This is a genomic window from Pseudomonas sp. JV449 (genome assembly GCF_032424295.1).
Lineage (GTDB): Bacteria > Pseudomonadota > Gammaproteobacteria > Pseudomonadales > Pseudomonadaceae > Aquipseudomonas > Aquipseudomonas marginalis.
Genome location: NZ_VYKD01000025.1, coordinates 79851 through 94578 on the forward strand (window position 1 = coordinate 79851; position 14728 = coordinate 94578).

Here is a 14728-nt window from a genome sequence, read left to right on the forward strand (position 1 = left end):
GCATGACCACTACTCCTCCAGCCGACCGCTTGCCGCTGGTCAGCATTGCGATACCGGCCTACAACCCGCGCTTCTTTGAGGCAGCGTTGAGCAGCGCACTGGAACAGCGTTATGCCAATATCGAAGTCGTCATCACTGACGATTGTCGCAGCGATGGCATTCGTCTGATCACCGAGCGTCTTGCTGCGCATACGACTGTACCGGTCCGCTACCTGCACAACGAACACCAGTTGGGCGGCATGCTGAACCTCAACCGATGCCTGGAAGAGTCCCGCGGCGAATACATCAAGTTTCTCAACGACGACGACCTGCTACTGCCAGATTGTGTACAGCGCATGGCCGCTGTGCTGCAAGCGCGTAACGATATCTCGCTGGTCACCTCGCGACGCAGGTTGATAGATGCCGAAGGTGAGCGTCTGCCGGATATTCTCGAGACATCCGGCGTGTTCGTCGAAGACACCTGCCTGCATGGCGAGGACGTTATTTCGCTGCTCTGCGACTGGCCCACGAACTTCATTGGTGAACCGAGCACCGTAATGTTTCGCCGTGCGCAATTGATCGACAAGGTGCCACACATCTGCGCCCTGGGTGGTGTAGTTATTCGTGCCATCAACGACCTTGCATTGTTTGTGAATCTGCTGCAGGAGGGCCATCTGGCTTTTCTGCATGAACCTCTGTCGTTTTTCCGCAGGCATGCCGAGCAGCGCCAGAACCAGTCCGACATGCGAGCGCTGTTCAAACAGGGCCGCGTCGACTTCATCCAGCAGATTCGTGCACTTGGGTTATACCGCCCGCAATTCTTATTGCAGGTCCGTCGTGCGTCCTTGTCAAAACCTCAGGCTTTCACACTGTTTCGATTGCGCGACGCTTACGTTGCACCCCATTCTCAACTTGGCGATTCACTCAACGACACCGGCGCACTCACCGAAATGTGCGAATTGCTGGAGGTGGAGCGATCATCTGTTCCGGACGACGAGCCACCCGTCGGTGTAGTTATCCATGCTTATCATCCCGAAATGTTGCCGGACATTTTTCGGCGCCTGATTCAGTTGCATGAACGCCTGCATCTGTATGTCACCTGCGTGGCCGGAGATGAAAATGACGTACGCGGCCAATTAGCCACCACTGGACTCGGTTATTCGTTATTCAGGGTGCCAAACCACGGCCGAGACGTTCTACCCTTCCTGCGGGTATTGCCATTTTTACGGGCCGATAACATCCACACATTGGTCAAGCTGCACACAAAGCGCTCTCTGCATCTGGGCGCGGACAACGCCTGGGCCAGCCAGCTTTTCGATGACCTGCTGGGCCCTGTGCGATTCCGCCAATCGGTAGAGTACCTTGCCAACCCGATGCACCATCCAATGCTCGGCACAGAGCAATACCGTCAGCCAGTGAGCACCAACCTTGATGACAACAACCGCGTGCATATGCTGGCGCTTGCCCAGCGTGCGGCTATTGATCCCCAGCAAATCGATGACGCGGACTTTTTCGCCGGCACCATGTTCTTCATGCGTATGGATGCCTTGGCCCCGCTGGAACACATGCAGCTTACGGGAGCCGATTTCGAAACTGAATCCGGCCAACTCGATGGCACGCTTGCCCACGCCTTCGAACGTTTTTTTGGCGTGCTGGCAAATATTGGTAAACAGCAGCGCAACATCCGCCTGTATCAACGCTGGCTGGATACCCGGCAGTTGGCGGCCGCCGAGTTCGAAAGTTTGCCGGCGCGCCTGGCGAGCTGGCCACAACAGCCGGGCGTGTTGGTGATCGTGACCGATACCACCGGTGATATCGCGTCATTACGCGACAGCCTGGACAGTATTGGGCGCCAGCTTTACCAGGCGGCGGCAGTCGCCGTGCTGTCCAACGCCGAACCCGAGGGCGTGACGCCGGCTGATAATCTGGTCTGGTTGCCTCTGGCTGATGCTTGGCCGAGCCAGCTCAATGAGCTGCTGCAAGGCATTCAGACCGACTGGTGTTATCTGCTGCGCGGCGGCGACCAGCTCGACCCCCACGCATTGCTGTTACTTGCCGAAGGCATTGCGCTGAATCCGGGCATCAGTGCCTGTTACAGCGATGAAGACACACTGACCGCAGCCGGCTGCCAGAACCCGGTGTTCAAGCCGGACATGAACCTGGATCTGTTGCGCAGTTATCCGTATGTAGGCCGCAACCTGGCCTTCAGCCGCGAAGCCGCGTTGCGGGCCGACGGCTTTGATCCCGCCCACGCCGAACTGGCACCCCATGACCTGCTCTTTCGGTTGGTAGAGACCCACGGGCTGGGGACCGTAGGTCACCTCGCCGAAGTGCTGGTGCACCAGGCAATCAACTTCGGCCAGTGGCTTGGCGAACCCCAGGTAATCGCAAACTCCGCCGCGGTTACGCAGGCACATTTGCAGCGCTTGGGCGTGGCTCATGAGTTACGTGCGGGCCCCTTGCCGATGGTCACCCGAGTGGTATACCAGCACTTCGGCAAACCGTTGGTATCCATCGTGATTCCCACCAAAGATCAACTGCCAATGCTGATGCGTTGCATTGAAAGCCTGATGGAGAAAACGCTTTACACGAACTACGAACTGATCATCGTCGACAACAACAGTGAAACCAATGAAGCCCGAGAATGGTTCGCAGGCATGACGCGCTTGAACGACGCCAAGGTTCGTATCCTGCGCTACCCTCATCCGTTCAACTATTCGGCGATCAACAATTTCGCCGCGAGCCAGGCCCGCGGCGAGTACCTGTTGTTGCTCAATAACGACACCGCTGTCGTTGATGGTGGCTGGCTTGACGCACTTATCCATCATGCCCAGCGCCCGGAAGTGGGCATAGTCGGGGCCAAATTACTGTTCCCACACGGAACAATCCAGCACGCTGGCGTCGTTCTTGGTCTGCGTGGCGTCGCAGATCACCCCTTCATCGGCGAACCAATGCTGTCCAACGGCTACCTTCATCGTTTACAGATTGATCAGAACTACAGCGCAGTCACCGCTGCCTGCCTGATGATCCGTACCGAGTTGTACCGCCAGGTGGGGGGAATGGACGAGACCCAGCTTGGAGTTTCCTATAACGATGTAGACCTGTGTCTGAAAGTCGGCCAGGCCGGGCAATTGATCGTATGGACACCGTATGCAGTGTTGATGCATGAGGCCAACGTAAGCCAGAACAAGGTCGACAAGACAAGACTGGAAGCCAAACGCGAGCGTTTCAAGCGTGAACAATCAGTGATGTACGAGCGATGGCTACCGCAGCTCGCAAGCGACCCGGCCTACAATCGCAACCTGACGCTGGAGGGCAGTGGCTTTGCTTACGAATGCCGCAGTGAAGTGAGCTGGCAACCCTTCGCCAGTCGCGCTCTGCCTTACGCATTGTGCTACCCCGGCGACTCTTTCGGCAGCGGACATTATCGGGTGCGTCAGCCCTTCGCTGCACTGCAAGCGGCGAGATTGATCGAGGGGGAAGTGAGCGACTTGCTGCTGCAACCAGTGGAACTGGAGCGTCTGAACCCGGACACGATCCTATTCCAGCGCCAATTTACCAAAAACCATCTGGAAATCATCCAGAACACTCGGTCGTTCTCCAAGGCATTCAAGGTTTACGAGTTGGATGACTACATCCTTGATGTACCCGCCGGCAACATAACCCGCGGACTGTTTCCCAAGGACACTGCCAAGCGTCTAAAGAAAGCAGTGGGCCTTTGCGATCGACTGGTGGTGTCGACCCAGCCGCTGGCCAATGCGCTGAATAGCTTTAATACCGATATCCGCGTGGTAGAAAACCGCCTGCCAATCCAGTGGTGGGGCGGCTTGGTCGCCCGCCGCCGGCAGGGCAGCAAACCTCGGGTCGGCTGGGCGGGAGGCTCAAGCCACGGTGCCGACTTACAAGTCATTACCGAGGTAGTCCGCGAACTGACCGATGAGGTCGAATGGGTGTTCATGGGTATGTGCCCGCCAGCCCTGCGACCTTATGTCCATGAGTTCCACAGCGGAGTCAATATCGAGAAATACCCGGCGCGACTGGCCGGTTTGAACCTGGACTTGGCGCTGGCTCCCCTGGAAGACAATTTTTTCAACGCCTGCAAAAGCAACCTGCGCTTACTGGAATACGGCGCGTGCGCTTTTCCGGTCATCTGCTCGGACATCCTCTGTTATCGAGGCGACCTGCCGGTGACAAGGGTGAAGAACAATGCAAAGGCCTGGGTTGCCGCCATTCGCGAACACCTCGCTGAACCAGACGCCAGCGCTGCGGCTGGAGATGCTTTGCGCCGCGTAATCCTGGATCAATGGATGCTCAAGGAGCAACACCTGTTGGCCTGGCGCAATGCCTGGCTGCCTTGACTGGTTTTGCCACTCAATCGGCATAGGGGGCGGCCTTCATAGGCCTCTCCCCTGCCGCACCACCCGGCATGCGGGTCCGCACTGGGCGGTTCGAGAGATTGAGATTATGAGAGACGCACCAATCCCAGCCTGTCGAACCACGCCAGATCCAACGCTCGATTCAGCTCAAATAGGCTGTTACGCCACCAGCTATACGAGCTGGCCGCCACGTTTCCGGCCGATTGGCTGCTGGCTCCCAACGCCCGCAGTTCACGGTAGATCGTCGGACCGCGCTTCCGTTGCTTAAGCTGGATCGCTCGCAGTCGGTGTCGTATCCATTCATCCAGCTCTCGCCAGATTTTCGGTGTTTGCGACAACCCAAAGTAAGTTTTCCAGCCCAGGAGATACGGGCGTAGATTCTAGACAACTTGTCACAGACTGCGACCGCATGAGCGACGGGTGAGCTCGCGTATCCGTTGCTTGAACTGCTTGCGCGCCTTGACCGCTACCGCTCTTTTGACGCCTTGTGGAGATGCCCAGAAACTTGCAACCATACGCACGAGCCACCGCACTCTTGCTCTCGTTGACGCTCAAGTGCCGCTTTTCATACAGACGCTTCAGTAAAGCCATCACCCGCTGCCCCGCCCTGCGGATGCAAACGTACACGTTCGCATCGTCGGCGTAGCGCACGAAACAATGGCCTCGACGTTCAAGCTCTCGATCCACTTCGTCCAGCAGCACATTCGCCAGCAGCGGCGACAGCGGGCCGCCTTGCGGCGCCCCGCAGCGGCTTTTCTCGACCATGCCATGATTCAGCGTTCCTGCATCCAGATACGCACGAATCAGCCGGATAACCGCCCGATCCGCGACCCGCTTGCGTAAACGACCCATCAAAATATCGTGGTCGACCCGGTCGAAGAATTTCTCCAAATTAACATCCACCACCGCTTTGCGACCCGAGGATACGTAACGCTGAGCCGCCAATACGGCGTCCTGCGCAGAGCGTCCCGGACGAAAGCCGTCGCTGTGTTCACTAAAAGTCGGATCGAGTAATGGTTGCAAGACTTGCAGCAACGCTTGCTGGATCAAGCGGTCGGTGACCGTTGGAATACCCAACTCGCGTTCGCCGCCGTCAGGCTTGAGGATGACCACGCGGCGTACCGGACTGGGTCTGTAGACACCTGAGAGAAGCTGTTCATGAATCGCCGCCCACTGAGTCAGTAGATGTTCGGCCGTCTGTTCAATATCCAGACCGTCGACTCCTGCTGCACCTTTGTTGGCCTTGACCCGCTTCCACGCTCGCTTCAGGTTTTCTCTCGCAAAGGCTCGTTCCAGCAGCCCTTGGCCTGCGTTATAGGGTTTATTTTGCGGGCGATTGACCTCGTCGCTGATGGGACCTCTCACGGTTTCACCGCTCGTTATCTCCATCCGCCCCGCGTTTGGCAAGCATCTGACTTCCGGTCGTTCGCATCAACATGGCCTATGACGCTTTCTCTCGTTCGGCCCTTCGTCAAAAAAAGACTACTACGGCCTCTGCTGACTTCTCGCTCCGGCTAGCACCGTTGCCCTTTCAGGCACAAGGCGAGATCTCCCCAGGTAAGAACGCAATCCTTCCCCGCACAACCGCCGGATTTACGCAGCCTGATCTTTGACCACAAGAGCTTCGCGATTTTTGGCTCGCTCGCCTTGTATCCGGTTCTAGTCCATCGGCTCACGGTTTCGATTCACGCTTCCTCCCCACACTCAGTCACCCTCCTGCAGTTGCGCTTCACTTCGTTCGCTGTGGTCAGCTTATGGCGGAACTTTCACCCACAAGATTGCGCCCATGCTGGGCGCACCAAAAATAAAGCCCGGGTCAAGAACCCGGGCTTTATTTACAGTAAAACCTATTTCAGGACTAGACACGCCTCAATCAGCTGTCTTTCTGATTATTCAGGGCGTTGAGGGTGCCCATGACGTTGTTACTTTGCTGACGCAACTGCGCGACCAGGGAGTCCATGGCTGCATATTTGTTGGTAAGCGTAGTTTGATAGTCAGCGATACGCTGATCCAACGCAGCTTGTTGCTTGGTAAGGTCTTTGAGGCTATCGGACAGCGAGGACGCGCGCGTCGCCAGCAGACCGGTGGTGGGCTTAGCATAGTCTTCGGTTGCTGCGGTCAGACGCGCCAGCAGACCGCCCTTGCCATTGAAAATACTGCTGATGTCTGCAGAATTGGTTTTCATTGCATTGTCCCACTGCTTGTCATCGATCGACAGCATGCCAGTGGTCTGATCAGTCTCGACGCCGAACTGTGCCAGGGACTTCAAGGTCCCGCTGCCCGACAATGAGTTGAACTCGTTGCGGATCGACGCCTGCAACGTACGCATTGTGGAGTCGCCGGTCAGAGTGGCCGCGACTGGGTTACCAGCGGCATCCTTGGTCACCGCAGTTTCGGCGGTCATTGCCTTGAGCAACGCATTGTAGGTGTCGACAAATCCCTTGACGCCGGATTTGAGCGCGGTCGTACTGGTGCTTACAGAGATCGTCGAAGCATTACGTTTAGGGTTTGTAGAAAGATCGCCTGCGGTCGTCAGTGGCGAGACCGAGAGCAACTTGATACTAACGCCACTCACTGCATCGCTGATGTCGTTGGTCTTCGACTCGGCGGAGATACCGTCGATGGTGTACTTGGCGTTCTGCGGCGGATCGACGACCGTATAGCCTGTGTCGATGCCGGAATTACCCGACATAGTCAAGTCTGTACCCACACCGCCGGTGGTAGACGTCAGGATCAACCGAGAACCATTGGAGTCGTTGAGTACGTTTGCACTGAGGCCGGCGGTCGCGAATTGCGTGTTGATAGAGTCGCGCACCTGTTGCAGGGTCGCGCCAGGCGGCACACTCAAGTCGAAGTTCTTGCCTGACTGACTGATCGTCAGCGTGGTTGCCGAAGCGGTTTTGTTGACGACCGTTGACGCGCCACCGGAGAAACTAGCGGTCGTCAACTTTGAAGGCTTCGCCAATTGCGATACCACCAGGGAGAAAGAGCCGTTGGAAGCGCCCTGCCCTGCCGTCATGGTGGCGACCTTTTCATCCGAGGAGGTGCCGGTCAACCCACTGAAGCTGTTGTCGGTGCCCATTGTCTTAAGCGCACCACGAAATGCGTCCAAAGCCGCCTGAATCTTACCGATGGACGAAAGTTGAGTGGTAGCTTTCTGCGATTGAGTGTTGATCTGAAGCTGCTTCGGTGCTTTTTCAGCATTCACCAGCGACGTGATAATCGAACTGGTATCGATTCCAGAACCAACACCACTGACCGTTGTACCCGCCATCATCTTTCTCCTAATTCGGTAGTTGCCGTCTTCTTGACAGACAACGCTTCAAGAAATGACCGCAACAAGTTTCATGCCAGCTCAGACCTTTTCGTCGAACAGCACGCTCCGCACATTCGCCAAATCTTGCGCCAACTTCAAAGCAGTTTCCGACGGGATCTGACGAATGACTTCGCCGGTATCTGTGGCGATAACCTTGACAACTACCTGATGCGTGGAGTCATCAATTGAAAAGTCCAGGCTGCGTTGAGACGCCTGTACAAATTCTCGAATATCTGTAACAGCTTTTTCCAGGTCAGCCCGTTGCGGCTTACCTGCCGTCGGTGCAATGGCTTCGACCTTGGTTTTATCTTTGTCCGCGATAACCGGAGCAGGTGCGCTTTGAGGTGCAACCGGTGGATATGACGAGGCAAGTTTTACACTCATGTCCATGACCAATCTCCTCTACAACCGAAAAAGACGAAAGGGCACGTAAACGCGCCCTTCCGTCAGTCACCCAGCGCCGTTATTACTGAAGCAGCTTCAGTACAGCAGATGGCAGTTGGTTGGCTTGCGACAGGATCGCGGTAGCCGCCGATTGCAGTGTTTGTTGCTTGGTCAACTCGGCTGTTTCAGCAGCGAAGTCGGTGTCTTGTACGGTGGAACGTGCAGCGGTAGAGTTTTTCTGAATGTTGGTCAGGTTGTCCACGGTAGTGGTCAGACGGTTCTGAACAGCACCCAAGCCCGAACGAACGCTGTCAATGCCGCCAATAGCCTTGTCGATCACTGCCACTGCGGCCTGTGCGTTGAAGGCACTGGTCACGTCGGTTTGAGCGACGCTGGTTTTGGTCGAAGCAGCCGAAGTACCGGTAGCAGCGAACAGACCGGTTACACCAGCACCGTTCAGCGCGTAGCCTTTAGAGGAATCCAGGTTAACTGCACCGGTAGCGATCAGGCCGTTAGCCAGGGCAACACCTGTACCGTAAACCCCAGAGCCGTTTTTGGTAGCAACAGTGATCGAACCGGCAGCAGTCGAAGCACTGAAGTTCAGGTTCTCACCGGAATCGGATTTAACCGACAGAGTGCCTTTGGACTCGTCATAGTTAACACTGATACCGAGCTTGGCGGAGTTGGACTTCAACTGGTCAGCCAGGCTGGCGGTATCGGTTACACCGGTGAAGGTGGTAGCTTGGCCGCCAACAGTCATGGTGAACGAAGCCGGGGTAGTAGCGGCAGCAGCGCCGACTACGAACTGAGCTTCAGTGCTGGCGGTAGCCGACAGGCCGCCTACAGCGCCGTTCAGTTGGCTGGCGATGGTTTTGGCCGAAGAACCTGCTGCTACGGTAACGCTGGCAGTCTGGCCATTACCAGTGATACCAATTGCACCTGCTGCTACGCCTGTGGTGCTAGGCGCAACGCCGACGCTTTTGATCTGCTGCGAACCGATGTTGTTGGCTGCAACGTTGTCCAGGCTCAGGTTGATGGTTTCGTTGGCGTTGGCGCCAACCTGAATGGCTTTGGTGCCGTACGAACCGTCCAGCAACTTCTGGCCACCGAAGGTGGTGGTCTGGGAAATACGTGTCAGTTCCGAAGTCAGCGCCTGATATTCTTCGTTGTTCGAAGTACGGTCAGCGTCGCTCAGGGAGCCGGTAGCCGAGGACAGAGCCAGGGTACGCATTTTTTGCAGAATGTCGGTCGAAGCCTGCATTGCGCCTTCAGCGGTTTGCGCGATGGAGATACCATCGTTGGCGTTCTTGACTGCTTGGCCCAGGCCGTTAATTTGGCTGGTCAGACGGTTGGAAATCTGCAGGCCCGAGGCGTTATCTTTAGCGCTGTTGATGCTCAGACCAGTGGACAGGCGCTGCATGGAGGTTTGCAGCGAGCTGGCCGCTTTGCCAAGGCCGTTCTGGGTAGTGATCGAAGCAATGTTGGTGTTTACTGTTAAAGCCATGACGAAATCCTCGTTGGATGGATACTGCGGCTTCCGGCCCTGGCAACCGCCGGGTGTGGCCTGAGAACCTACGTAATAGTTATCGTCGTGGTAGCCGGTTGCTTGAGGATTTTTTTGATTTTTTTTACTGGCGCCGTGCCACCCCTTGCAATTCAAGGGCTTAGACCGCCCACAGCACCCGATTTTGCCGGGTTTTTTGACGCCAAATAAAAAACGCCGATGATCTTTTGATCATCGGCGTTTGCGTTTGCGGTGAATGCGGACTACCGCAGCGTCACGGACGGTGAAGAATCGCCGAACCCCACGACAGGCCCACACCAAACCCGCTGATGGCTACGCGCTTCCAGGCGGCGTCCATCACGTGCTTTTCCAGCAGCAATGGAATGCTCGACGACACGGTGTTGCCGGTCTCGACCATGTCCTTGATGAACTTGTCCACCGGCGCGTCTTCAAAGCGCCGCGCCACAGCGTCGACAATCGCCGCGCTGCCCTGGTGGATGCAGAACGCATCGATCTCATCGGCTTTGAGGTCCGACTCATTGAGCAGCTCGTGCAAATGCGCCGGCACTTTGAGCAAGGCGAAGTTGAACACCTGGCGACCGTTCATAAAGAACACACCATTACTGACCTTCAAGTGCGGCGCGCCGGAACCGTCGGTGCCGAACTTGGCCTTACCGAGGTGCCAGGCGGCGTCTTCGCCCATCCAAGTGGCGGTGGCGGCATCGCCGAACAGCATGGTGGTGTTGCGGTCTTCCGGGTCGACGATCTTCGAGTACGGATCGGCGGTGACCAGCAGGCCGTTTTTCAGGCCGGCGGCTTCCATGAAACCTTTCATCGCGTAGATGCCGTAGACGTAGCCGGAGCAACCCAGGGAGATATCAAAGGCAGCAACGTGGGTCGGCAGGCCGAGCTTGTCCTGGACGATGGCCGCGGTGTGGGGCAAACCCTCTTCATCACCGTTCTGTGTGACCACGATCAGCGCGTCAATCGACTCGCGCTTCAAATTCGGGTTGTTGGCAAACAAAGCGTTGACCGCCTCGACGCACAGATCGGAGGTTTCCTGCGCCGCTTCCTTGCGCGGCAGAAACGCCGAACCGATCTTGCCAATGATGAACTCTTCATCCTTGGCGAATTTGGCACCCTGGGCGTAGTTATCGATCCCGTCTGCCGGCACGTAACTGGCGATACTTTTTATGCCAATCATTGTGGCTTCCCAATACTAAATAGCTGGAGAACACCCCTCGGGCTAAGCCTGGAGTGCTGACAATAAAGGGGATAACCCCATAACAATCTCACTGAAAGCCGCCGCGCAAGGACCCTGCGACGACTTAGCCTTTTCACACGATACAGTGAAGATGCGCTTTATGACTCACAGGTCACTCAATTTTGTGCGCTTTGTGCAAAACGTTTCAACCGTTTGACCCCAGAAACGACAACGGCCCACCCCGTTTCCAGGGTGGGCCGTGTGGGGGCCAGCCGCTTACATCTTGTTGAACAGGCTCAACTGCGAGACTTTCACAAAAGCCAATTGCGAGGCTTCCAACATACTCTGCTGCAACGTCAAATTGATCGCTGCCTGCGCCGTATCCATATTACCCAGGTCGCTCATGGTGGTCGTGTTGGCCAGACCGACGCTGGTATTTTCCGCGGACTGGATATCCAGCGCATTCTGCCGGGCTCCCAGGGAGCCACGCACATTGTCGACCTGGGTACGGGAGTTGGACAAGTTGGCGATGGAAGCGTCCAGCACATCCTTGAGCTTGACCATGGCTCCAGGATTGCCGTCAGCAGGCTTTTCCAACTGCTGACGTAACTGACTAAGCGTATCCAGCGCATTCTGGGTTTTTTGGGTGGTAGCGCCTACCGAAAACTGGTCGCCGGATTGCGGGGTGTCACCACTCACATCGAAAGTGATGCCTGCCGCGGTCACCGTGGTACCGCCCGTTGGACTCAGCCCCGTAACCCCCGAAGCGATTGCCTTGCTGTTGGCGGTATAAGGCTGTGCGTAGACCTCGTAGGCCGTGGCGCTGGTGAACTTGATCACCGCCCCGCTGTTGGCTGGAAAAGTGCTGGCGTATGTTGTCTGGTTGGTGACGGCGCCACCAGTCAGTTGAGCCTTGGAAGCATTGCTCGGGGTGCGCGAGACACTGAAAGTGTCAGGCTTGGTTTCCAGAGTAAAGGCGCGATCCTTGACTACCGCGTCAGAGTCCGGGCCCGACGCTATGTTGCCGAGGTTGAGGCTGATATCGAACTTCACCCCACGCAGGTTCACGCTGGAACTGCCGTCCTTGGTGGAATCAAACGTGCCGTTACCTTGAATCTCCGAGGTGATGTCGTTGTTGTTTTTATCCAGTACTACGTATTGGGTACTGCTGGTGAACGTCAGCTTGTACGGCTGGCCTTCGGCGAACTTCTGGGCGTAGTCGGTGCTAGACGTCACCAGACCGGCAGACAAGGCCACTTTGTCGTCGTTGACCACCGGCGCGGCAGGCGGTACCACCGTCGGCTGGATCCATTTCGCCTGGGTGCGACCGGAGTTGACAGCGCCTTCGAGGATGGTTTTGCCCGTGTCGCCTGCACTGATATTCAGCGTGTCGGAAACCTGCAGGCTCAGCGGCGTTTCATCGCCCTGGTAACTGTAGGTGCCATCATTGTTACGCGCGTATGGCGGAGTCTGGGTTTTCGCCCCGGAGAATAGATAGTTACCCGACGAGTCCTTGCTGTTAAGCAAACCCAACACCGAATCTTCAATGGCGCCAATTTCTCCGGCAATCGACCGGCGATCCGCGTCACTGAGCGAGCCTCCCGCACGCAGCGCCAGCTCACTGGCACGCTGAAGCGCATCATTAACCGCCGTTAGCACGCCTTCTTCATTGGTCAGGGAGTTTTTCAGGCTGGTAATGTTGCCATTGAACTGGCCCAACATGTCTTTCTGTTGCTGAAGCAGCAACAACCGTGCAGCCGCCACCGGATCATCGGCGGCGGTTTGCACACGTACGCCGGAGGACGCCTGGTCCTGGGACTTGACTACGCTGGAATAATTTTCCTGATACTTGGCGGTGCTGGTGTCGTAATACTGCTGTGTAGAAATGCGCATCGTCCCAGACTCCCTTAAAGACTATTGATCAGCGTGCTGAAGGTTTCTTGCGCAGCTTTGATGATCTGCGACGACGCTGTGTAGTACTGCTGGAACTTGATCATGTCGCCCGCCTCTTCATCCAGGTTGACCTGGGACACCGAGTTGCGCGCGTTCTTGTTGGCGGTCAGCAGTGCACCGGTGGCGCTGCTGTCGGTGCCGGCCGACGCGGCCTTGGCGCCGACGGTGGAAACCAGCTTGCTGTTGGCGCCGACCAGGCTGGCGCCGCCGCTGCCGTCAGTCGCCAGGCCCACGGTCGCCTTGGTCTGCAGGTTAAGCAGAGCCTGGGCGTTGCGGTTGTCGGACTTGCCGGAAGCATTGAACGAGAATGTGGTGCTGTCGCCGTTCGCCGGCGAGCCGCCCATCGTCGTGTCGAAGCTGAAGCTTTTCGCCGGTGTCACCAGGACTCCGCTGGCATCGCGCATTGGCACGCTGATGCTGATTTTATTAGCCTGCCCAGGAATAATGGTGCCTGAGCCGATCGGATCGCCTTGGGCGTTACTCAGTGTGTAGGACTGGGTGCCATCCGCCGCCGGCGAGCCGAACACCATCTTCACCGGCATCGAATGCTCAATAGCGGTACGCAGTTGCGCGGTGTCGGCGCCGCCCTGGATATCCAGGGGCACCGTCAGCGTCGGTGATGTGAACGTGCCCGTGCCTATGTTGGTCTTGCCGGCCTCGCCTTGCAGCGGAGCGGCAAAAGCAATCTTGCTTGGATCGGTCAGGACCGTGCCGATTTCCTTGGCGCCATTGGCGGTGGGGCTGACTTTGAAGCTGTCGCCGGCCTGCACCGCGCCGGTCTTGACCGCCAGCGTGAAGCCATCGATGACCGGCGGCGGCGTGGCACTCAGATCGTACGTGCCCATGGCTTTGCCATCGGAACGCAGCACGGTGATCTTATTGAGGTCGGTACCGTCGTTGAAGCTGACCTTGTAATCGAAGTTGGTCAGCTTGCTGCTGTCTTTAATAGTGACGCCCAACGCACCGTCGCCCAGATTCCCCTGGGCCGCCTGGCTGCGCAGGGCAACGGACGCTGCATTGTTGATGTCAGTGAACATCGAGGCGCCGAATTCACCATTCAGGTCCACGCCCTGGCCTAACTGACTGTTGATGGCATCGGCGGTGACCAACGCAATACGCCCCAGGTCATTGATCGCCGGCATCAACGCATCGCTGCGGTAACGCAACAGGCCGCCGATGCTGCCACCACTGATCACACCGCCCAGGTCCAGCGTCGTACCGCCGGCCGCGTTGAGCTGGATCGTGTATTGGCTGGTATCCGACTGGCTTGGCACCGCGGAAATGGTGTTGGAGCGATCACCCAGCACCAGGGACTGACCGCTGCCCGTGCTGACACTGAATACACCGTTCTTTTCAGTGGCGGTCACGCCGATCAGCTCATTGAGCGAACGCACGGCTTCGGCACGCGCGTCCAGCAGGTTGGCCGGCGTGGTGTTTGACGAGCCTTGCACCTGGGCAATCTGCTTGTTGAGCGAAGCGATCGACGTCGTCAACTGGTTGACCTGATCGCTCATCGTGCTCAACTGGCCGTTGATGGACTCTTTCTGCTGGCTCAATTGGGTGGAGATCGAGTTGAACCGGTTGCTCAAGGTCTGGGCACTAGTGAGCAAGACCTGACGGGCAGATGTGTCGCTTGGGTTGGCCGAAGCCGTCTGCACCGCCGCAAAGAACGAACTGAGCACCGCCGACATGCCGGTGGTCTTGTCCGAAAGCGTCTTGTCGACCGCGCTCACCTGGTCCAGGTACGCCTTGGCATCGCTGTTGAGCGAGGTGCTGTTCTGGTACGCGGTGTCCAGGTATTCGTTGTACACCCGGCGCACGTCGGCCAAGGTGGTGCCGCTGCCGATGAACACGCCACCGTATTGGTTCGCCGTGTTCGCGCTCTGGGTGGTCTGCTGACGCGAATAACCCGCGGTATTGGCGTTGGCGATGTTGTTACTCAAGACCGACAACGATCCTTGAGCGGCGTTAAGCCCCGACATCCCGATATTGAGCAAACTCATGGTTCAGAC

9 protein-coding genes are annotated in these 14728 nt (G+C 57.3%); 1 reads left to right on the forward strand and 8 read right to left on the reverse strand.

What is annotated here, in order from left to right; translation table 11 throughout:
- Positions 1-2 precede the first annotated feature (2 nt).
- Entirely contained in the window at positions 3-4337 is a 4335-nt protein-coding gene (locus F6S08_RS22365) for a glycosyltransferase (protein ID WP_248077931.1), read from the forward strand.
- A gap of 104 nt (positions 4338-4441) precedes the next feature.
- On the opposite strand, the gene F6S08_RS31510 is transcribed toward F6S08_RS22365, so the two are convergent.
- The 8 genes from F6S08_RS31510 to flgK form a co-directional block, all read right to left on the reverse strand.
- Positions 4442-4693, reverse strand: a complete 252-nt coding sequence (locus F6S08_RS31510) for a hypothetical protein (protein ID WP_409999774.1) — start codon at positions 4691-4693, stop codon at positions 4442-4444.
- Positions 4656-5720 (reverse strand): group II intron reverse transcriptase/maturase, encoded by a 1065-nt coding sequence (ltrA, locus tag F6S08_RS22370; RefSeq protein WP_409999775.1) that lies wholly within the window; start codon positions 5718-5720, stop codon positions 4656-4658. Before ltrA ends, F6S08_RS31510 begins: the two co-directional genes overlap by 38 nt.
- 508 nt (positions 5721-6228) lie before the next feature.
- Positions 6229-7629 carry a flagellar filament capping protein FliD gene (gene fliD, locus F6S08_RS22375; RefSeq protein ID WP_248077933.1) on the reverse strand — a complete coding sequence of 467 codons (1401 nt, stop codon included), beginning with the start codon at positions 7627-7629 and terminating at the stop codon, positions 6229-6231.
- 81 nt (positions 7630-7710) lie between these two features.
- On the reverse strand, positions 7711-8061 hold the full coding sequence (locus F6S08_RS22380) for a flagellar protein FlaG (RefSeq protein WP_248077935.1): 351 nt from the start codon (positions 8059-8061) through the stop codon (positions 7711-7713).
- A 76-nt stretch (positions 8062-8137) separates the two neighbouring features.
- Positions 8138-9559 carry a flagellin gene (locus F6S08_RS22385; protein WP_248077937.1) on the reverse strand — a complete coding sequence of 474 codons (1422 nt, stop codon included), beginning with the start codon at positions 9557-9559 and terminating at the stop codon, positions 8138-8140.
- Positions 9560-9833: 274 nt separating this feature from the next.
- On the reverse strand, positions 9834-10763 hold the full coding sequence (locus tag F6S08_RS22390; protein ID WP_248077939.1) for a ketoacyl-ACP synthase III: 930 nt from the start codon (positions 10761-10763) through the stop codon (positions 9834-9836).
- A gap of 276 nt (positions 10764-11039) precedes the next feature.
- Positions 11040-12656, reverse strand: a complete 1617-nt coding sequence (locus tag F6S08_RS22395; RefSeq protein WP_315872357.1) for a flagellar hook-associated protein 3 — start codon at positions 12654-12656, stop codon at positions 11040-11042.
- Between the two features lie 14 nt (positions 12657-12670).
- The gene (gene flgK / locus F6S08_RS22400; protein WP_248077943.1) at positions 12671-14719 is read right to left on the reverse strand and encodes a flagellar hook-associated protein FlgK; all 2049 of its coding nucleotides are present in this window, start codon (positions 14717-14719) and stop codon (positions 12671-12673) included.
- Positions 14720-14728: the final 9 nt, after the last annotated feature.